The 21,895-nt window shown below is 64.8% G+C and carries 9 protein-coding genes; 3 read left to right on the top strand and 6 right to left on the bottom strand.

Annotation, left to right across the window (positions count from 1 at the left end; all coding sequences use genetic code 11):
- Both B4394_RS04295 and B4394_RS04290 read right to left on the bottom strand, forming a co-directional pair.
- Window positions 1–305 (bottom strand): VOC family protein (locus B4394_RS04295; RefSeq protein WP_139359939.1); only part of this gene is annotated, 305 nt, incomplete at its 3' end.
- A gap of 46 nt (window positions 306–351) precedes the next feature.
- Window positions 352–1,488 carry a citrate synthase 2 gene (locus B4394_RS04290; protein WP_078312672.1) on the bottom strand — a complete coding sequence of 379 codons (1,137 nt, stop codon included), beginning with the start codon at window positions 1,486–1,488 and terminating at the stop codon, window positions 352–354.
- A gap of 110 nt (window positions 1,489–1,598) precedes the next feature.
- Here B4394_RS04290 and pdxH point away from each other — a divergent pair, with 110 nt between their 5' ends.
- Window positions 1,599–2,246, top strand: a complete 648-nt coding sequence (pdxH, locus tag B4394_RS04285) for a pyridoxamine 5'-phosphate oxidase (RefSeq protein WP_078312673.1) — start codon at window positions 1,599–1,601, stop codon at window positions 2,244–2,246.
- A gap of 5 nt (window positions 2,247–2,251) precedes the next feature.
- Complete coding sequence (locus B4394_RS04280) at window positions 2,252–2,905, top strand: GAP family protein (protein ID WP_078312674.1); 654 nt, start codon at window positions 2,252–2,254, stop codon at window positions 2,903–2,905.
- 26 nt (window positions 2,906–2,931) lie between these two features.
- On the opposite strand, the gene B4394_RS04275 is transcribed toward B4394_RS04280, so the two are convergent.
- The 4 genes from B4394_RS04275 to B4394_RS04260 are packed head-to-tail and all read right to left on the bottom strand — an operon-like array spanning window position 2,932 to window position 10,410.
- A complete protein-coding gene (locus B4394_RS04275; RefSeq protein WP_078312675.1) occupies window positions 2,932–4,701 on the bottom strand; it encodes an AMP-binding protein in 1,770 nt (589 codons plus the stop codon).
- 15 nt (window positions 4,702–4,716) lie between these two features.
- Window positions 4,717–5,883, bottom strand: a complete 1,167-nt coding sequence (gene pe / locus B4394_RS04270; protein ID WP_078314294.1) for an acyltransferase PE — start codon at window positions 5,881–5,883, stop codon at window positions 4,717–4,719.
- Window positions 5,884–5,934: 51 nt separating this feature from the next.
- Window positions 5,935–8,955 (bottom strand): MMPL/RND family transporter, encoded by a 3,021-nt coding sequence (locus tag B4394_RS04265; protein ID WP_078312677.1) that lies wholly within the window; start codon window positions 8,953–8,955, stop codon window positions 5,935–5,937.
- A gap of 33 nt (window positions 8,956–8,988) precedes the next feature.
- Complete coding sequence (locus B4394_RS04260) at window positions 8,989–10,410, bottom strand: condensation domain-containing protein (RefSeq protein ID WP_078314293.1); 1,422 nt, start codon at window positions 10,408–10,410, stop codon at window positions 8,989–8,991.
- 297 nt (window positions 10,411–10,707) lie between these two features.
- Between B4394_RS04260 and B4394_RS04255 the strand changes: the two genes are divergently transcribed.
- Window positions 10,708–21,837 (top strand): type I polyketide synthase, encoded by an 11,130-nt coding sequence (locus B4394_RS04255; RefSeq protein WP_078314292.1) that lies wholly within the window; start codon window positions 10,708–10,710, stop codon window positions 21,835–21,837.
- Window positions 21,838–21,895 lie beyond the last annotated feature (58 nt).

Here is a 21,895-nt window from a genome sequence, read left to right as displayed (position 1 = left end):
ACGGCACGGCTGAACCAGTCGTCGACATTGGGCACCGTCAGGTGAATGGTCACCGGAGTACCGCCGAGCGCGGTGGGGGTGCTGGATTTCCCGTCGTTGTACTCGGGGAAGTCGTCGTTCATCATGATCGTCGTGCCGTTGATCTTCACGGCAGCGTGCATCACTTTGCCGTCGGGAGTCTCCAGCAGGCCGAGCTCTTCGGCGCCAAAGGCGTTCTTATAGAACTCGATCGCCGCGCGGGAATCCTCGACGATGATGTAGGGAGAGACAGAGGGTTCTACAGGTGGGAGGTCGGGAGAGGTCATAGGCCCCACCCAACCATCTCACGCGTAGTGACGCCAGGACTTCGGGTTAAGCACCCACCCGAGAGCGCAGCAGCCCGAATCCTTCCACGGACTCGATGGAGCGCGGCCCCGGTCCTACATAGAGCGCGGCCGGACGCACCAGCTTGTCGAGACGCTTCTGCTCCATGATGTGTGCGCTCCAGCCCGCGGTGCGGGCGCAGGTGAACATTGCCGGCATCATGCGGGTCGGTACCTGTGCGAAGTCCAGAATGACCGCTGCCCAGAACTCGACATTGGTTTCGATGACGCGATCCGGACGACGTTCCCGCAGCTCGGACAGGGCAGCCTGTTCGACGGCGGCCGCCACCTCGTAGCGCGCGGCGCCGAGACGCTTGGCCGTACTGCGCAGCACGCGCGCACGCGGATCCTCGGCGCGGTATACCCGGTGGCCGAAGCCCATGAGCTTTTCGCGGCGGTCCAGAATGCCCTTGATGACGCCGCGGGCGTCACCCGTCTTTTCGGCCTGTTCGATCATCGGCAGCACGCGGGCAGGTGCGCCGCCATGCAGCGGGCCACTCATCGCGCCTACCGCACCCGAGAGCGCGGCAGCCACATCGGCGCCGGTGGAGGCGATGACCCGGGCGGTGAACGTGGAGGCGTTCATGCCGTGTTCGGCGGCCGACACCCAGTAGGCGTCGATGGCCTCGACATGCTTAGGGTCTGGCTCACCCTGCCAGCGAGTCATGAAACGTGATGTGACGGTGGAGCATTCGTCGATGACCTTTTGTGGCACGGCGGGCAGGGAACTGCCCCGCGCGGACTGGGCGACATACGAGAGGGCCATTACCGAGGCGCGGGCCAGCTGATGGCGCGCGATGGAATCCTCGGTGTCCAACAGCGGCTCAAAGCCCCAGATGGGCGCGAGCATGGCGAGTCCGGCCTGTACATCGACGCGGACATCCCCGGTGTGCACCGGGATGGGGAAGGGCTCGGCGGGCGGGAGTCCCTGGCCAAACTTGCCGTCGACCAACAGTGCCCACACATCGCCGAAAGTCACCCGTTGGGCGACCAGATCGTCGATGTCGACACCGCGGTAGCGCAGCGCCCCGCCGTCCTTGTCGGGCTCGGCGATCTCGGTGGCGAAGGCGGTCACGCCCTCCAGTCCAGGTGCGAAATCCGCTGGTAGCGGCGCTGCAACCGTCATGATTCTCGACTCCCTACCTGTGGGTAACAACTCGGTAAAGGCGATTCTTGCACCCACAATTAAGGGTGATTCTTAGTTCGTTCGATCTCTCTTAAGCGCCCGCCTGTAGCGTGCTTTTCGTGACCGAATGGCTGCGCTCGGACTACCGTCCCGGAGAAAAGGACGGCAGTGGCGATCTGGATGTTGACTGGCTTGCCGATGGCTGGCTTCCCTTGCTACACAAATGGTTTGACCTCGCGGTGTCCTCGGGCATCCCGGAACCGAACGCGATGGTGCTCGCTACTGTCGACAACGGCCGTCCGGTGACGCGCACGGTGCTGTGCAAGGGTTTCGACTCCGCGGGTGTGACGTTCTTCTCAAACTACGACTCCGCCAAGGGGCGCCAGCTCGACCACGCGCCGTATGCGAGTGTCACCTTTCCCTGGTACGCGCTGGGGCGGCAGGTCCACGTGCGCGGCGCGGTGACCAAGGTCGATCCGGCCCAGACCGCCAATTACTGGACCAACCGTCCGCGCGGATCGCAGCTGGGTGCCTGGGCGTCACAACAGTCGGCGCCCATCGAATCGCGAGCGGCGCTGTTGGCTCAGCTCGATGATGTCACCGCACGGTTCGCCGAGGTGGAGACGGTGCCGGTGCCGCCGAACTGGGGTGGTTATGTGATCGCTCCCGACACGGTGGAGTTCTGGCAGGGCCGTGAGAACCGCGTACACAACCGGATTGTCTTGCAAGACGGACGGATTGAGCGGCTGCAGCCCTGACACCCATGTGGATCACCCTGCTAGTGATGGCCATTGCCGTCAGCTTCGAACCCTTCCGTCTGGGTATGACGGTGCTGATGTTGAGTCGGCCACGCCCACAGCTGCAACTACTGGCATTCCTGTGCGGTGGTTTCGTCATGGGAATGGCGGTGGGGCTGGCGGTGCTGTTCGCCTTCCGGCACGTGTCCACCGGATCAGCACAGTTCACGTTGCCGCGGGTACAGGTTGGCATCGGGGTGGCGGCACTGCTGGTCGCCGCGTTACTGGCCTCGCGTGTGCGGGGTCCGACCTCCAACGCACAGTTGGACAAGGTCACCGCGCGTATCCAGTCCATCGCGACGGGTGGCTCGCTGTGGGTGGCCGCCGTCGCGGGTCTGGGGATCGCGCTGCCCTCCGTCGATTTCCTGGCCGCACTTGCCGTGATCGTGGCCTCGGGTTCTGCACCAGCCACGCAGGTCAGCGCGCTGCTGATGTTCAACATCATCGCCTTCGCGCTGATCGAAGTTCCGTTACTGGCTCATCTTGCTGCGCCGGAGCGGACGGCCGAGGCGATGGCACGGCTGAACAGCTGGATACAGTCCAACCGTCGCCGCAACATCGCGCTGGTGTTGGCTCTGGTCGGATGCGTGTTGCTCGCGGTGGGGATTGCCGGCATCTGACGGCGTTTTCACCACCGAACGCGGGGTCAGGCAACCCCGACGCGAGTGTCCGCGTCCAACCGGGTGAACTGGTCCTGGAGATACTGCTCGACGCAGGCCGCACGCCGGATCTTGCCGCTTGTCGTGGTGGGAAGCGATCCGGGCGGCACGAGAACGAGATCTCCGACATTCACGCCGTGCTCATTGGATATCGCCGAGGTGATCTCGTTCTTGATCTCCTCGAGCCAGCGCGCCGCCTCTTCATCAGAATCGCCGCGCTTCTTGAGCTCGATGACGGTCACCAGCTTCTCGGTGCTGTCGAACGGAACCGATATCGCCGCGACCCGGCCGCGCGTGATCTCTTGAACCGTGGCCTCGATGTCCTCGGGATAGTAATTGCGTCCGCGGATGATCAGCAGGTCCTTGATGCGTCCGACGATGAACAGCTCGTCTTCGGAGATGAATCCCAGGTCACCGGTTCTCAACCAGGGCCCGTCCGGGGTGCCGGGCGACGGGTCGAGCACCGTTGCCCCGAAGCACCGCTGCTCCTCGGGCGACTTACGCCAGTAGCCGGAGGCCACATTTTCGCCGTGTACCCAGATCTCGCCGACCACGTCCGGTGCGCACTCCCGGTGTGTGTCGCTGTCGATGATCCGCACGGTGGGGGACTGCGGCACGTGGTACTTGACCAGTGCCGTCCCTGTCCCCGCCGGGCAACGCTGAACGCGGCCCGCGGACAGTTCTTCGACGTCGAAATGAGTCGCCGGCGTTGCCTCGCTCCATGTTCCGGAGGCCACGAAGACCGTTGCCTCCGCCAGCCCATAGGAAGGACGCATCATGTGATCCTGGAAATTGAAATGCGCGAACCGATCCACGAAGCGGCGCAAGGTGGCCTGTTCGACGCGTTCGGCGCCGCTGATGATGCCGAGCACCCCGCCCAGGTCGAGCCCGTCCAGGTCGCTGTCGGTGGTCTTGCGGGCCGCCATATCAAAGGCGAAGTTGGGTGCCGATGACCACGCGTGCGGACTCTTGGCCAGCGTGCGCACCCACCTTGACGGGCTTTCCAGGAATGCCATCGGACTGCTCAATTCGGCGCGATAGCCGCCCAGGATGGGGGCGCAGACTCCCAGCACCAAACCCATATCGTGATAGAAGGGCAACCACGACACGATGGTGGCGGACGACGGGATCCTGGAGCCAGTGTCCACGAAGAAGCTGCGCATCAGCTGATCGAAATTGGCCTGCAGATTGCGATGCGACAGCATGACGCCGGTGGGCGTTCGGGTCGAACCCGAGCTGTACTGCAGGTATGCGATGTTGGGCACGTCGGCCGGTGCGATGCTCGGCCCGCCGTCGATATCGAGGCGCAACCCGTCGATTTCGATGATCTTGGGGGCAATCGCGAGGCGCGACTGATCGACGTAGTCGCCGACGTCCCCGGCGACCGCCGATGTTGTGAGGACAACCGAAGGTGACGTGTCGTCGAAGACGGCACTCACCCGATCAAGACTTGAGCCGCGGTGCGGCAGGGGGAGCGGCACCGCGATCAGCCCGGCCTGCATGGAGCCGAGGAAGGCCAGGATGTACTCGAGGCTCTGCGGAGCCAGGATCAAGGCCCTATCGCCGACCGCCGCGTGCTGACTCAGCTCGCGGGCCACATTGAAGGTGCGGCGTGACAACTCCGACCACGTGAGGCTCTCGGCGATACCGGCCGGGTTGTGGGTGTAGTCGGTGAAGGTGAACGCGATGTCATCCGGACGCAGGCTGGCACGTCCGTGCAGCATCGAGAGGATGGATGACTGGGTTGAAGGTGTCATGTGTTTCGTCCGTACTTAATTGGGAGGGTTCGAGCGGGTGCCGTTACCCAGCACGGCCAGGGCGCCGCTGGTGATCTGTGAAATCGGGTCGGAGCCGCCGCCGAACGTCGCCTGATTGGCCGGCGCGGTGACTTTTGCGGGGTCGAAGCCGCGCACCGGATCCACAGTGATCGGTGCCGTTGCAGGATCGTCGTTTCGTGAATAACCGGCATCCACCCGGGGTTGCAGGATCGCGTCGAGCCTGTTCAGTGTTTCCTCGGGTACCCCGAGATACTTGAAGCCCAGCACCAGGGGAAGGTGCTGCTCGGGGATGAAGTAGGTCGTCGTCGACCCTCCCCGGGAGTTGAACTCCGTCCTGATGTTCTGCGCCGGAACCATTTTCGGGTTGGTGAAGGCAATGGCGGTGTGACCGGTGGCCAGACCCGCGATGGCGTTGGCGACCGCGAACAGGTTGTCCGGCCGGTCCGGCCAGTCCGCGATGCTGTCGTAGGCGGAGATGAACTGATCGGTGTGGTACTGACTTTCCACTGGCGCCGGTACCGGATAGTCCATGAACGGCACGACGGAGCCGACGGGGAAGTTCTGCGTCAGGAAGCTCTCACTGAAGGGGCTTTTCGCGATCGGGTCGCCGAACGTCGCAAAGGTGAGTGAATCCGGCGCCGGTGCTGTCGGATCGGTTGCCAACGCCGATTTGACGGCGTTGAGCACGAGCGCTCCCTCGGACAACCCCATCGCCGTTCCGGGACCGCCGGTGCGAATGGCGTTTTCGAGGTTGGGTTCTCCGATGTCGATCGACTCGCCGATGCTGGGGCCATCCAGACCCAAGCCGGGCATGATCTTTTCCCCCACCGGACCGATTCCGGGGAGCAGCCGCTCCAGGGTATGGCCCTGCACCTGTCCCGCCGGGTACCAGATGTTTGCCCGCTTCATGCCCGGGAACCAGTCCTTGCCCGTCATCCGGATGTACTCGTCATAGGGGATACCGAGAACATGCGCGCCACCGAGGGCGTATGCGGTCCGGTCCGGCGACACCGGAGCGGCCATCGGTACCCCGCTAGCCGAAATCCCGGGAATGGGTGGACCTGGAACTTGTGGGTCATCGGCCACCGCGGACGGGATGCCGAAACAGCCTGTCATGCTGGCGACTACCAGCAGGGCCGCTCCTGCGAGGAGGTCTTTCATCCGTGCTCCTGACCGCTCGGCTTCATTTCAGTCTCACATACATTTCGCGTGCTAGCCCGCCTGCGTCGCCGGTGCGGAGGGGGGCGGTGATGTCACCGACGGTCTGTGACGCTTGCTGGCCTGGGACGGCCACCAGTTGGCCCAGCCCACCAATGCCGCGATGGCGGGCACCGTGATGGTCCGAACGACGAAGGTATCCAGCAGGATTCCCACGCCGATCACGAAGCCGCCCTGGACCACGATTCCAATGCTAGAGAAGAGCAGGCCGCCCACCGACGCAGCGAAGATCAGTCCGGCCGCCGTGATGACGCCACCTGTGGAATTCAGGGCACGGATGATGCCGTAGCGCACGCTGTTCGTGGACTCGTCGCGCATTCGCGAGACGAACAGCATGTTGTAGTCCGCGCCCACCGCGACCAGCACCACGAAAGCCAAGGGCGGCACGGTCCAGTGCAGCTGCTCGCCGAGCAGGAACTGGAATGTCAACACGCCGATTCCGATGGCCGCGAAGTACGACAGCACCACCGAACCGACGAGATACAGCGGTGCGACGATCGCCCGCAGCAATACCATCAATGTCAGCAGGACGACGATCAGGGTCGCCGCGATGATGAACTGGATGTCGTGCTGGTAGTAGTCGCGCGTGTCGCGCAGCGCGGTCGGGAACCCGCCCATCGATATCGTGGCGTCGGCCAGCGTGGTGTTGGGCTGCGCGCCCTTGGCGACATCGCTGATCTGGTTGACCTGGTCCATCGCCTCGGGACTGAACGGGTTGAGTTTCGTCTGAACCAAGTACCGCACCGAATGCCCGTCCGGTGAGATGAACGCTTTGGCGGCCCTCTGGAAATCTGGATTACTCAGCACCTCGGCGGGGATGTTGAAGCCCGCCTGTGATGGATCCGCGGCGTTGGTCTTCATCGTCAGCAGGAATGACGACGCCTGGTTGAGGCCGTTGACGATCACCTTGATCTGCCCGACGAGTTGATCCACCCCTCCAGCCACCTGCTGGCTGCCACCGGCCAGTCGGTCAGCGCCCTGCCGTAACTGGTTGAGTCCGGCCTGCGGGCCGCCGGGCTTATCCAGGCCCATGGCCTGCAGCCCGTTCATGACGCTCAGAAGTGACGTGTTCAGCTTGGTCACCGTCGCGGAGAGGGTTGCCTTGTTGCCCTGAGAGTTTCCGAGCTGATGAGCGAGCTGATTGATTTCATCGAGGCGTCCGCTGTTGCGCTCGCCGACCAGCCGCTCGAGCTGGCCGCGGGTGGTGGCGCAGGAGGCATCGGCATCGCAGACCGGGTTGGCCTGTAGCGCGTTCAAGACCGGGTTGATCCAGGCGAACATGTCCTTCGCGGCGGAGAAGTTCCACCCCATGTCGTTGGCGAGCGCATTGATGGCGTCGACGAGCTTGGCGGCGTTGTCCACGTTCCGCACCAGCTCGTCGCCGCCGGATTTGGTCTTCAGCGAGGCCGACGCGTCGAGCAGACTCTGCAGACCGGGGACGATCTTGTTGAGCTGGGTACGCAGGTCACCGAGGCTGCCGGCCAGGGTGTTGGCCCCGGAGGTGAGTCGATTCAGGTCGCTGCTGCGCTGGCTGATCTGGTTGGAGCCGTCGGCCAGACGGGTTCCGACGAGCCCCGCCTGATAAGTGGCCCTGAACTCCGGCGGCACCTCGCCCAGTGGGCGGGTGACACCGCTGACCAGGCCAACTTCCGGTAGCTGGGCGATGCGAGAGGCCATCTGTTCCAAGTCGGCGAGGGCCTGCGGGGTGCGCAGGTCACGCGGTGACTGGATGAGGATGTACTCGGGAATGGATTGGCTGAGAGGGAAGTGGCGCTCCAGCGCGGCGTACCCGACAGAACTCGGGGCCGACGGCGACACGGCCTTGCGGTCGTCATAGTTGTAGCGCGCGAGCAGGGCGCAGCTTCCGAGCAGCGCCAACACCAGCACGCTGGCAACCAGGTGGGGAATCGGGCGGCGCACGATGCGAATACCGGACCGCCGCCAGAACTGCGCGGTCAGCTCGCGCCGGGGCCTGACCCAGCCGCGAGGCCCGGCGAGCACCAGGATGGCGGGCAGCAGGGTCATTCCGGACAGGTACGCCACGCCGATCCCGATCGCCGACGACACACCGACCGTCTGGAAGACGCCCATCTTGGCGAAGCTCAGGAGCAGGAAGGTGATGCCCACCGTCGTGGCGGATGCGGTGATCACCTTCCCGATCGACATCATCGCGGCCCGGACCGCCTGCTCGTAGGTCTTACCCGACCGCAGATAGTCGTGATAGCGGCTGATCAGGAAAACCGCGTAGTCCGTGCCGGCTCCGGCCAGGATCGCGCTCAGGAACACGATGGACTGGTTCGAGACGCCCGCGCCGGTCAGATGCGAGTAGGCCGCCACCACGGACTGCGCGATCACCAGCGACGACCCGATGGTCACCAGCGGAAGCATCATGGTCAGCGCGCTGCGATAGACCAGGAGTAGCACCGCGAGCACCAGGATGGCGATCGCGAGCTCGATCGGCAGCCGATCCTGCTGGCCCGCGACGGTCAGATCGGCGACCGTGGCCGCGGGACCGGTGATGTGCACAGTGGTCGGACTGCCGTCGATGCTGTGCTGGATGAGGCCGGTCACCCGGTTGTAGGAGTCGAAGGCTCTGGGTGTGCCCAACTCGCCCGCGAGGCCAATCGGCAGAACCCAGGTCTTGTTGTCCTGACTCGTCAGGAACTTTCGCAGTTCGGGTGTACCGATGAAGTCCTGTACCGACACGACGTTCGTCAGGTCGTGGCGTACCGCGTCGACCACTTTGCGGTAGGCCGCCGCGTCGTCGGCCCCCAGTCCGTTCTCGTTGATGAACACGACCAGGAGCAGATCGTCGTTGCTCGATTCGTGGAACGCCTCGGTCATCTTCTTGGCGGCAACACTCGACGGTGCGTCGGCGGGCAGGATGGCGAGCGGATGCTTCTCCGCCATCTCGGTCAGTGAGGGGAAGGTCAATGGCAGAGCGATGGCCAGCGCGACCCAGGCGCCGATCACCGCCCATGGCCATCGGACCACGAAATCGGCTAGCCGCCGCATATCTTCCTCACCCTCACGTTGATGTTGCTCAAGCTACGCGACGCGTCCCCAGTGCCCGCTGTCCGCGACCCGCACACACACCGACTTCATCGCCTCCATGTAGCGCAGCGAAGACTTCTCGGCGATGGGGTTGTCGGGGTGCATGATCGCCATCGCCGTGCCCTCCCCGTAGCGGAATATGTAAATGGTCAGCTGATAGGAGAAGCGGCCGTCCGGATAGATTCCGATGTTGTCGGCGAGGCCAAGCTCGCCCGCCGCGAGAATGGCGTTGAGCGGAGCCGCGCCGCCGTGGAAGAAGTTCGATACCGGGAAATTCGGTTCCGGCCACTTCAGCCACGGTGCCAATTCCAGTACCCGGTAATACGGCACCCGGGACATGTCCAGACTCGAATCGAAGGCGGTCTGCGCGGCGTATGCGGCGTCATTGAATGAGGTTGCCGCGATCGGAACGGTGATCGGGATTAGGCCGGTGAACCAGCCTTGCGTCATGAAGTTGTCGCTAGCTGTGCGGGAATCTCTCGGAGTCAGGCCGTAATACGTGAGCGCTCCGGTGAATTCGTGCTCCACCAGACCGAGGCAGGCGAACAAGCCGCCGACAAATCGGGAGCCGGCGGTCGAACAGGCGGATTCGAAGCGGTCTGTCTGCTCCGGGTTCATCAGCGACAGAGATGTCATGGTGCTGTTGGTGGCTTCGGACGGGTTACCCAGGGGAAGCGGGAACTCGGGGAAGGTTCCATTGTTGTTCTCGGCAAAGTCAATCCACGCGCGCACCCCCGGAGAGTCCAGGGTCAATGCGGAGGTGAACTCGCGCTCGCGAGTGCAGAAGTCGTCGAAGCTGCCGGGGTCCGGAAGCATGAGTGGCTGGCCGCCTCCGCTCAACGCGGAGTACATCCCGTTGGCTTCCATCATTGTGGTGCCAATCAACGTCGCGTCGCCATGCACATGGTCCATGGCGGCGAAGAACGTAAAGTGGTTCTCGCCCTGGATGATTCCAAAGGTGAAGCATCCCCATTCCAGTGGACTCGGTATATCGATGACGTGGCTGCGTATTTCATCGACCGACATATGCCCTTGCGTTACAGGCGCGAACTCGATGTCGCCTGGATCGCTGATGGAGTGCCTGATGAACTCCCCGTCGTCGGTGCGCTCGAACCAGCTGCGGAAGGTGTCATGCCTACGCAGGTATGCATTGAGGGCATGGTCCATCGCGGAGATATCGCATTGGCCCGCAACATCGCAGCTGGCGATAATTTGGCGGGAGAAGTTTAGGCCAGCTGCGTTCCGTTCGTAGTAGTTTCGCAGATGTTGCGTCTGCATGTAGCTGACTGGCACCAAACTCACAGGTGCTTGCCGGGCTTTCTCAGCCGCGGCGGGGGTGGGGTGCCACGAGGTGACGGAGCCGGGGCTCAACGTCCATTCATCAAGTGCGCCAACCGTTATCGTGCCTATGCGCAACGCGCCGTCCTCTCATCCGGCCGGCCCCGCTCCGGCATCTCTCATCGCTGGCCAACATACCCTCGGTTTGACCGCGCAACCGCCGGTCGACCAAGACCCGGAAACCCCATGCGCCACATGGCATACCGGGAATAACTAGAACTCCTTGTCCTAGTTACCGTGAAGTTTGGGAACAACAGTGCGCACGATACTTGTTCGGCTAGAGTCGCGTTCGCACCCGCCGATGTCCCGAGTCACATTCTCGCCCGACGACGTCGAGGGCCACTCTCCCCACCCGCCGACGCAAGGAGGCCAAGCATGGAATCCGCTGACCATCCGATCAAGCCCGCCCCACGTTTTGCAATCATCGGATATGCAGCGCGTTTTCCCGGTGCCGCGAATGCGGACGAGTTCTGGGACGTGCTGCGTGAGGGCCGTGACGCGATATCGGAGGTGCCCGCTGACCGGTGGGATGCCGATGAATTCTTTGACCCTGAGCCCGGAGCTCCCGGCAAGGTCGTCACCCGCCGTGCGGGTTTCGTCGATGACGTGACGGGGTTTGATGCGCCGTTCTTCGGTATGTCGACACGCGAGGTCAGGCTGATGGACCCGCAGCACCGACTGTTGCTGGAGATGGCGTGGCGGGCAGTGGAGCATTCCGGAATCGCCCCAACGGATTTGGCCGAGACCAATGCCGGCGTGTTCGTCGGTTTGGCCACGCATGACTACCTGGGAATGGCATCCGATGAGCTGACCTTCCCCGAGATCGAGGCCTACATGGCCATCGGTACCTCGAACGCCGCGGCAGCGGGCCGCATCAGCTACCGACTGGGACTGCAAGGCCCCTCGGTAGCCGTGGACACAGCGTGCAGTTCGTCATTGGTAGCAATTCATCAAGCGTGCCAAGCACTTCAGCTCGGAGAGTGCGACCTCGCGCTGGCCGGTGGCGCGAATGTCCTGCTGACTCCCGCGACAATGATCACGTTCTCGCACGCGCATATGCTCGCGCCCGACGGCAAGTGCAAGACCTTCGACGCGGCCGCGGACGGCTACGTGCGTGGTGAGGGATCGGGTGTCATCGTCATCAAGCGTCTTGAGGACGCGCTCCGCGACGGTGATCGGATCCGGGCCGTGATCCGGGGCAGTGCGATTAACCAAGACGGCGCATCGGGCGGGTTGACGGTACCCAATGGTGTTGCTCAGCAGCGTGTTATCGCCGATGCGCTCAAGCGTGCGGGTGTCGCACCGAGTGACGTCGGGTATCTGGAGGCGCACGGCACGGGAACATCGCTGGGCGATCCGATCGAGGCGCAGGCCGCGGGAGCGGCCTATGGCATCGGCCGTGAAGCCAACGATCCGTTGTTGATCGGATCGGCAAAGACCAACATCGGTCATCTGGAGGCAGCCGCGGGTATCGCGGGTGTCATCAAGGTCATCCTGTCGCTCGAGAACGAGTTGTTGCCGCAGCACCGCAACTTTCAGAATCCGTCGCCGCACATTCCCTGGGACCGGCTCCCGGTGGAGGTGGTCAAGGAACCCACTGCCTGGGAGCGCAACGAGCGGCCGCGCCTTGCGGGAGTCAGTTCGTTCGGATTCGCCGGGACCAATGCTCACGTCATTCTCGAAGAGGCACCCGAGCAGGCCGAGATCGACACGGCCCAGGAGCCCGGGGTGAACGTCGACGGCGCTGCGGGTTCGCGGTTCAGCATTCTGCCGCTCTCAGCACGCACACCCGCCGCGTTGGTGCAGATCGCCGATCAGTACCGCAGCTGGCTGAACGCACACCCGGAAGCCACGTTGGCCGATGTGTGCCTCACCGCCGGAGTGGGGCGAGCGCACCTCGAGCACCGGGCCGCGCTGGTGGTCAATTCGCGAGAAGGTGCCGTGGAGCTGCTCGGCGCTGTCGCCGACGATCGCCCGGCTCCGGGTCTTGGTCGCGGCGAGTCCTATGACGCGCCGAAGACGGCATGGCTCTTTACCGGTCAGGGCAGCCAGTACCCGGGCATGGCCCGGGAGTTGTTCGACACCGAACCGGTGTTCGCCGAGACGGTGAAGCGCTGCGCGGCAGTGGTCGCCGATGTTCTCGAAAAGCCTTTGCTAGATGTCATTTTCGACGTGGACGGTCCGGAAGCCGGAGAGACGCTGCGGCAGACCTCTTATGCCCAGCCTGCCTTGTTCGCGGTGGAGATGGGCCTGGCCCGGCTCTGGCAGTCGTGGGGCTTCGAGCCGGACGTGGTGCTGGGACACAGTGTTGGCCAGTACTCGGCGGCGTGCGTCGCCGGTGTGTTCAGCCTTGAGGACGGCGCGCGGCTGATGGCCGAGCGCGGACGCCTGTTCGGCAGTCTGCCCGCAGGTGGCCGGATGGCGGCGGTGTTCGCCGCTGCCGAGCGGGTGGAGAGCCTGACCGACGAGTTCCCGAGCCTGTCGGTTGCGGCCTACAACGGCGCTAACACCGTATTGTCAGGTCCCGCACAGGATCTGGAAAAGGCAGTGGCGGGGCTGGTTGCCGAAGGAGTGCGATGCGATTTCCTGGAGACTAGTCACGCGTTCCATTCGGCCTTGCTTGACCCGATCCTCGACGAATTCGAATCGTATGCGGGCCAGTTCAATTACAAGACCCCACAACGGCTTCTGATCGACAACAGGACCGGGGCCGCGCTCGGTAGGAGTACAAAACTCGATGGCGCGTACTGGCGTCGTCACGCGCGCCAACCGGTGGAGTTCGCCAAGAGCGTGCGCACCCTCGCCGACCTGAACTGCAAGGTGTTGTTCGAGATCGGTCCCCAACCAGTGCTTACCGCCGCGGCCTTGCGGGCGTGGCCCGACCCCGCCACCGCACCGCGGGCGATCGCGTCGCTGCGCCGAAACACCGCAGACCACCGACAGATCACTGAAGCCGCCGCCGACGCGTACGTCCTAGGGCATGTGCCCAACTTCGGCGCGCTCCGGCACGGGCACGCGCGAAAGCTCGATCTGCCCACCTATCCGTTTGAACATCGCCAGTACTGGTTCAGTGATAAGCGAGACGCCGCTGGACGAGACGCCGCGAATCAGCAACAGCGTTCCGGTGGCCCGCGCACCGAGGCTGTTCGGCTACTCGAAGACGGAAAGATCGAGGAACTCGCGAATCTGCTTGGCGGTGCCGGGGGTGACCAACAGACCCTCGCTGTGCTGACAAAACTTGCGGCACAACATAACCGGCAGCGCACCACCCAAACCATCGCGGACGACCGCTACCAGTTCCGCTGGGAGAAGTCGCCCACGCCACTGTCCGGTGCGGAATCCGGTGCGGGTATCACCTGGATTGTTGTCGGCGAGGTATCTGGCGCGGCCGCGCCGCTGGTCGATGCGCTGACCGCACGTGGGCACCAGCATCGAATCCTCGGGTTGCCTGCGTCCGATGCCGACGAGCAACAGCTCGCAGATGCATTGCGCGCTGCGGCAGCTGACGCCTTGTCGCAGGAACAGGCACTACGCATCGTGCACGTCGCGGCGCTCGACGCAGGTTCACCTTCGGCGCGGTCGCTGCTGCGGATGCAGCACCAGGTGCTGGCCGGAACGCGCCGACTCTTCCGCGCCGCGGTCGCTGCTGAATTGCGGGCGCCCCTCTGGTTACTCACCCGAGGTGCACAGCGAATCACCGACACCGACACCGTGGCGCCGGAGCAAAGTGCGCTGTGGGGATTCGGGCGCGCGGCCGCGCTGGAGCTTCCGCAGGTGTGGGGCGGACTTGCCGATCTGGCTGATGTCAGTGCCGACGAATGGTCACAGTTCATCGTCCGGGCCTCCGCATCTACCGACACGGCCGTCCGGGAAGATCAGATCGCGCTGCGCGGTCACGCCGTCTACGTTCCCCGGCTGGTTCGGCGCGAGGAACTGCCCAGCGGCACACCACTGGAAGTGCGGGACAACGCAACGTATTTGGTAACCGGTGGACTTGGTTCGATCGGACTCGAGATCGCCGGATACTTGGCCGCGCGCGGTGCCAAGAATCTGGTGCTGACCAGTCGGCGCGAGCCCAGCGAGTCCGCGCAGCAGCGCATCGACGCATTGGGTGCCGAACACGGCTGCGCAGTCCGGGTTGTCACCGCCGATGTCGCGGACGCGCACGACGTTGCGCGCCTGCTGGCGGGTGTGCGGGCCGAGTTGCCGCCGTTGGCGGGCATCGTCCACGCTGCGGGGGAGATCGGTACCACCCCGCTCAGCGGTCTTGACGATGCCGAAGTGGATCGCGTATTTGCTGGAAAGGTTTGGGGTGCTTGGCATCTGAGCGAAGCTGCGGCCGACCTGAAGCTCGACTTCTTCATCAGTACCTCCTCCATCGCCTCGATCTGGGGTGGCTTCGGCCAGACCGCGTACAGCGCGGCCAATGCCTTCCTGGACGGGCTGGCCTGGCGTCTGCGTGAGCAAGGCATTGCCGGAACCAGCGTCAACTTCGGCCCGTGGACGGCGGGCATGGCGGACGCGGAATCCCGTGCTCGGCTGGAGCAACGAGGGATCAAGACGTTGTCACCGGCCGATGCACTGGCAGGCATGGCCGATATCGTGGCGGCGTCCTCGCCGCAGGGCGTTATCGCCCGCATCGACTGGGCCCGTTTCCTGCCGCTCTACCAGCAGGCGGGCAGGCGGGCATTCCTGGCGGAGCTGGAGAGCGAGGTGCCCGCGCACCTTGCCGCATCGCCGGCGGTCACACCGTCGGGCAAGACGCAGTTGGTTGAACGGCTCGCGAGCGCCCCCATCCAGCAGCGCAAGAAGCTGTTGACCGACTACCTGCGCGACGCGGTGGCAGAGGTCACGCGTGTGGACGTATCCGAGATCCGCGAGGATGCCGGGTTCTTTGACCTGGGCATGGATTCGTTGATGGCCGTTGAACTGCGGCGTCGCATGGAACAGGGAGTCGGCAAGGAGATACCCGTCACCCTGGTGATGGATCATCCCCGTATTTCCGATGTGGCCGACTACCTGCTCGGCGAGGTACTCGGGCTCAACGAGCAGGTCAAGTCCGCGCCTCGGCAGGCTGCGACGACACGTACCGACGAACCGATTGCGATCGTCGCGGTGTCGTGCCGATTCCCCGGCGCGCCCGATCCGGAGGCCTTCTGGGACTTGCTGTCCGGCGGTGTCGATGCGATCCGGGAGGTCCCGGAGGACCGTTACGACATCGACGAGTTCTATGACCCGGATCCGGAGGTCGCGGGCAAGACCTACACCCGCTTCGGCGGATTCCTCGACGGAATCGATGGGTTCGATCCCGAGTTCTTCGGCATCTCGCCGCGCGAGGCGGTCTGGATCGAGCCGCAGCAGCGGCTGATGCTCGAAACGGTGTGGGAGGGCCTGGAGCGGGCCGGATATTCGCCGGCCGCGTTGCGCGGCAGCCGAACCGGCATCTTCGCGGGAGTGGGCGCCAACGAGTATGCGCACCTGCTGTCGTCGGAGTCGCTCGACAAGATCGAGCCCTACTTCATCACCGGCAATGCGCTCAACGCCATCTCCGGGCGGGTTGCCTTCGCGCTGGGATTTGAAGGACCAGCGGTGGCTGTCGATACCGCATGCAGCTCGGCTCTGGTGGCCGTTCATCAGGCGGTCCAGGCCTTGCACTCCGGTGACTGTGACTTGGCAGTGGCCGGTGGTGTGAACGTTCTACTGAGCCCGGTGACGGTGATCGCCGCCTCACGCGCCAGGATGCTGTCACCGGTTGGCCGATGCAAGACGTTTGACGCATCCGCCGATGGCTACGTGCGCAGTGAAGGCTGCGGAATCCTCGTACTCAAGAGGCTCAGCGACGCCCAGCGCGACGAGGATCGGATTCTCGCCGTCATTCCCGGCAGCGCGGTAAACCAGGATGGCGCATCCAGTGGTCTGACCGTGCCCAATGGCGGTGCGCAGCAACGGCTTATCGGTGCTGTGCTGGACCGGGCGGGTCTGGCAGGCGGGGACGTCGACTACCTCGAGGCGCACGGCACGGGCACTCCGCTGGGTGATCCGATCGAGGTGCAGGCCGCAGCCGCCGCGTACGGCGGCTCACGTGACGCGGACCGCCCGTTACTGATGGGATCGGTGAAATCCAACATTGGTCACACCGAATCGGCATCCGGCGCAGCGGGTCTCATCAAGGTGGTGCTGTCACTTCAAAACGGGGTGCTGCCACAGAGCCTGCACTTCGACAAGCCCTCCCCGCATATTCCGTGGGACTCGTTGGCGGTACGGGTGGTGGACAAGGCCATTCCGTGGGAGGCCAACGGCAGGCCTCGGCGTGCCGGTGTGAGTTCGTTCGGATTCACTGGAACCAACGCGCACGTGCTCATCGAGGAGGCCCCGCAACGGCCGGCGGACGGGGAGGAGGGCGCTACCGACACCCCAGAAGCCGCGCCGGAACCGCAGGGTGACCAGGTGAGCGTGCTCGCGCTGTCGGCGAGGTCGCCGGAGGCGCTGGTCGCGGTGGCGCAGCGTTACGAGACGTGGTTGACCGCTCATCCGGATGTTGACATCGAGGATGTGTGCCTGACGGCCGGCAGAGGCCGGTCGCACTTCGAGCATCGCGCCGCGCTGGTCGTGGATTCGGTCTCGGCCGCGCGCGAGGGGCTGGCCGAGCTGGTTCAGAATCGCCTGCGCCCCGGTGTGGTCCGTGGCGAGCACACGAATCATCCGACGACGGCATGGCTGTTCACCGGGCAAGGGAGCCAGTATCCCGGTATGGCGCGTGAGTTGTTTGATGCCGAGCCGGTTTTCGCTGAAACCGTGACGCGTTGCGCGGAAGCGGTTAAGGACATCGTGACGAGTCCGTTGCTCGAGGTGATGTTCGCCACCGATCGCGAAACTGGTGGGGAAGCCGGGAAAATTCTGCGGCACACGTCCTTTGCGCAGCCGGCGATCTTCGCCGTCGAGATGGGGCTGGCGCGTCTCTGGCAGTCATGGGGCATTGAGCCCGATGTGGTGCTGGGGCACAGCGTCGGCCAGTACGCTGCCGCATGCGTGGCCGGAGTGTTCAGCCTCGAGGACGGTGCGCGGCTGATCGCCGAGCGCGGCCGGTTGTTCGGCAGTCTGCCCGCGGGCGGGCGCATGGTGGCGGTGTTCAGCGACGCCAAGCATGTCGAGCAGATCGCGGGTGAGTTCCCGCGGGTATCGATCGGTGCCTACAACGGACCGAACACCGTGCTCTCGGGTCCGGGCGAGGATGTGGAACAGGCGGTCGCGCGCTTCGAGGGAGAGGGCATCCGCTGCACCTGGCTGGAGACCAGCCACGCCTTCCATTCGGAGTTGTTGGACCCTGTCCTCGACGAATTCGAGTCGTACGCAGCGCAAGTGCAGTTCGCCACCCCGACGTTGCCCTTGGTGTGCAACCGCACGGGTGCCGTACTGACGGCGCAGACCCCCATCGACGCCCAGTACTGGCGTCGGCATTCGCGCCAGCCGGTGCAGTTCGCCGAAAGCGTTCGCACCGTCGCCGCACTGGGGTGCTCGGTGCTGATGGAGATCGGCCCGCAGCCCGTGCTGACCGGTGCCGCGGTGCAAGTCTGGCCGGAGCATTTGTCCGCGCCGCGGGCAATCGTCTCGCTACGCAAGGGGGTTGGTGACCGGCGCCAGATCGCCGAGGCACTTGCCGCGGCGTACGTGGGCGGACATCGTCCCAATTTCGCCGCGCTGCAACGTCACCCCCGGAACACTCTCGAGTTGCCGACCTACCCCTTCCAGCGTCGCCGCTTCTGGCCGAAGTCGTCCGGTGCCGCCATCGAAGGCGGGGGCGGCCTGACCGCGGGCATCCTGGGCAGGGGCGAAGATCTCGCCTCCGGCGATTCGGTGTACATCAGCCGGTTGTCGGTCAGGTCGCAGCCGTGGCTGTCCGACCATGTCATCTACGGCACTGTCGTTGTCCCCGGCGCGACGTACGCCGCGATGGCGCTGGCCGCCGTTGGCACTCCGGCACGGGCTAAGGATGTGTTCTTCTACGAGCCGATCATCCTGCCGGAGAAGAGCTCCCGTGAGGTGCAGCTGACTCTGCATCCGCTGGAGGATGGCAGCGGGTCGAAATTCCAGGTGCACAGCCGTCCCTACGGTGAACGCGACGTTGACTGGTCGTTGAACGCCGAGGGCACCGTCGTCACCGGTGTCGGCGACGACGCTGACGTGCCGGCGTCTGAGGCGTCTGAGCCGGCGGAGCCCATTGATGCGGCCATCGAGCGGATGGAACGCATGCGTCCGATGGAGCTCTTCGAGATTTTTGCCGACCTGGAACTGGCCTGGGGCCCAACCTGGTCCGGTTCTCTGAAGTCGCTCTGGCTCGGTGAGGGCGAGGCGATCGGCGATGTCCTTGTCGGCGAGGAACTCGCCGAGCAACTGGGCACCGAGCCGATGCATCCGGTCTTGATGGACCTGTGCACCGGTGTTGCCTTCCCGGCGTTCCCTGCGCTGCTCGCCGCGGAGCAGGGTATCAACGACCTGTTCCTGCCCTTGCGGTACGGACAGGTGACGTTGAAGGAGAAGATGCCTCGGCGTTTCTACTGCCGTGCGCGCTGGCACCAGAGCCCACTGGACAGCGAGACGCAGGTCTTCGATCTGGATTACCTGGATCGCGATGGCCGTCACCTGGGTGGGATTCGCGAGTTCACCGTCAAGCGCGCACCGCGCGAGGCGCTGCTGCGCGGGCTCGGTGGCGATGCCACCCGCTTGCTGTACACCCTTGGCTGGCACGAGGTTCCGGTTCCGCCCGTGGAGGACGCGGCGGGCGAGACCAGCGGCACGTGGCTGATCGCCGGATTCGACGAGCTTGCCGCCAAGGTGCCGGGCTGCATCCCGTGTGACCGCACGACGGATCCGGAGTTGCTCGGGCAGGTGCTGGAACAGGCCAAGGAGCGCGGTGTGCCGTTCTCCGGTGTCGTCTGGCGTGCGGCAGGGCCGAGCGCGGAGGAAGGCGCCGGTTTCTCGGACGCTGAGGTCGCGCGTCTCGAAACGGAAATCGCCAACCTGCTCAGTGCCGTGCACACAGTGCAGAACGGTTCCCAAAACGGTGTGAAGCTTCCGCATGGTCTGTGGATCGTCACCGAGCGGGCCGTGGCCACCGAGTCCGGCGAGCCGGTCGATCCGGTGCAGGCCTCGCTGTGGGGATTCGGGCGCACCACTATCAACGAGGAACCGGCGCTACGTGCCAAGCTCGTCGATTGCGACGGGTCGCCCGAGGCCGTGCAGGCGCTGGCGAATCTGTTGGCCACGCCGGTTGAGGAGCCGGAAATCGCTGTGCGGCAGGGCAAGCTGCTGGCATCCCGGTTACTGCCGTGGTCACGCAGTGGGAATCTCACGGTGCCGCGCGGGAGTGACTACGCCCTGTTGCCCACCGAACGTGGGGCCATCGACAACCTGAGGATCATCGAAAAGGACGTGCCGGCGCCGGACGAGGGCTACGTGCAGGTGCGGGTGGAGGCCGCAGGTCTTAACTTCCGTGACGTGCTCAACGTGCTGGGTCTGTACCCGGGTGATCCCGGCCCGATCGGCGGTGACTTCGCCGGTGTTGTCACACAATTGGGTGAGGGTGTCACCGAAGTCGAGGTGGGCCAGCGGGTGTACGGCTCCATGCAGGGTGCCTTCGCCAGCCGGTTCAACGCTCCGGCCCAGTTCCTGGCACCGATTCCCGACGGGGTCAGCGCGGTTGAGGCCGCCACGATCCCCGCCGCGGCGCTCACTGTCCGGCTGGCATTCGATTGGGCGCAGCTCAAGCCCGGCGATCGGGTGCTCATCCATGCGGCCAGTGGCGGGGTCGGATTGGCCGCCATCCAGATGGCGCAACAGCAGGGTGCTGAGGTCTATGCGACGGCGAGCACCTTCAAGCGGGCAACGGTGCGCAAGCTCGGTGTCAAGCATGTCTACGACTCGCGTACAACGGATTTCGCTGATCAGATTCTGGCGGATACCAACGGCGCCGGCGTCGATGTGGTGCTCAATAGCCTGACCAGTGAAGGTTTCGTCGAGGCGACCGTGCGGGCCACCGCCAAGAACGGCCGTTTCGCCGAGATTGCCAAGCGCGATATCTGGACTACGGAGCAGATGGCCGAGGTCCGACCCGATATCGCCTACGAGATCGTCGCGTTGGACACGGTGATGTTCCAAGAGCCCGAGCGCATTCGCGCCTTGCTGACCGAGGTGTCCGATGGGCTGGCCAAGGGGGAGTGGACGCCACTGCCTGCCGAGATCTACCCGTTGACGGAGGCCAGGACGGCGTTCCGGCGCATGCAGCAGGCCCGGCATATCGGCAAGATCGTGTGCCAGATGCCGAATCCGCTGGCACCGCGGCCGGATCGGACCTACCTGATCACCGGTGGTCTCGGTGCGATCGGTCTGCACACCGCGGGCTATCTGGCTCAGCTTGGTGCCGGTGACATCGTGTTGACCAGCCGCCGCACGCCCGATACCGACGCGCAGCGGTTGATCGAGGAGATTACGGAGCGTTCCAAGACCCGCATCCACGTCTTCACCGCTGACGTCGGTGAGGAGTCCGAGGTTGCCAAGCTCCTGGAGCGGATCCGTGCGGAGCTGCCGCCACTGGCGGGCATCGCGCATCTGGCGGGCGTGCTCGATGATGCGCTGCTCGGTCAGCAGAGCGTGGATCGGTTCCGGACGACCTTGGCGCCCAAGGCCTTCGGTGCGGGGTATCTGGATAAGTTGACGCAGGACGACGAGCTGGACTTCTTCATCGTGTCCTCCTCGGTGTCCAGCCTGTTCGGTTCACCCGGTCAGTCCAACTACGCAACGGCCAACGCATTGCTTGACGGCCTGATCGCGCAGCGCAGGGCACAGGGTCTGCCGGCCACCGGTGTCAACTTCGGGCCCTGGGGGCAGGGTGGTATGGCCTCCTCGGAGGCGGCGACCGCGAACATCAGTGCGCAGGGACTGATTCCGCTGGATCCGTCGGCGGCGCTCGCGGCACTCGCGGAGGTCATCGCCAACGGCACCGGACAAGCCACCGTCATCAAGGCCAACTGGCAGCGAGCCGCCAAGGTACTGGGCAGTTCGCGTCCGCCGATCCTGGACCTCGTCTTGCCGAGTGCCATCGGAGAGGTGACAGGCGACAGCGAGTTGCTCAAGCAGCTGATGGAGATCCCGGTGCCGCAACGGGCCGGATTCGTGACCGAATTCCTGCAGCGCGAGGTACAGAACTTCCTGCGACTGGCCCAACCGCCGGCCGCGACGAGTCGGTTTCTTGACCTCGGCACGGATTCACTGATGGCGATCGAGCTTCGCAACCGGCTGCATAGCCAGTTCGGCGGCAAGTTCACCATCAACGCGACCGCGGTGTTCGACTACCCGACCATCGGTGGTCTCGCCGAGTATCTCGTGGCCCAGCTGCCGGACGCGGAATCCGAGTCGGCGGAGGCGCAACCTGCTGCCGAGTCGGCGGAGGCCGACTCCGAAGCGGCGACACCTACGCCACCTGACGCAGTATCCGAGCCGAAGGAGTGATCCGGCGGCCTCCCGGGTACGTTAGCTAGCCTGGACACCGCGGTGTCAGTTAGCCGAT

This window comes from Mycobacterium sp. D16Q16 (assembly GCF_002013745.1).
In the GTDB taxonomy this organism is placed as follows: Bacteria; Actinomycetota; Actinomycetes; order Mycobacteriales; family Mycobacteriaceae; genus Mycobacterium.
Note: the sequence above shows the minus strand (reverse complement) of the source record. Positions and strands in the feature narration are given on the sequence as shown.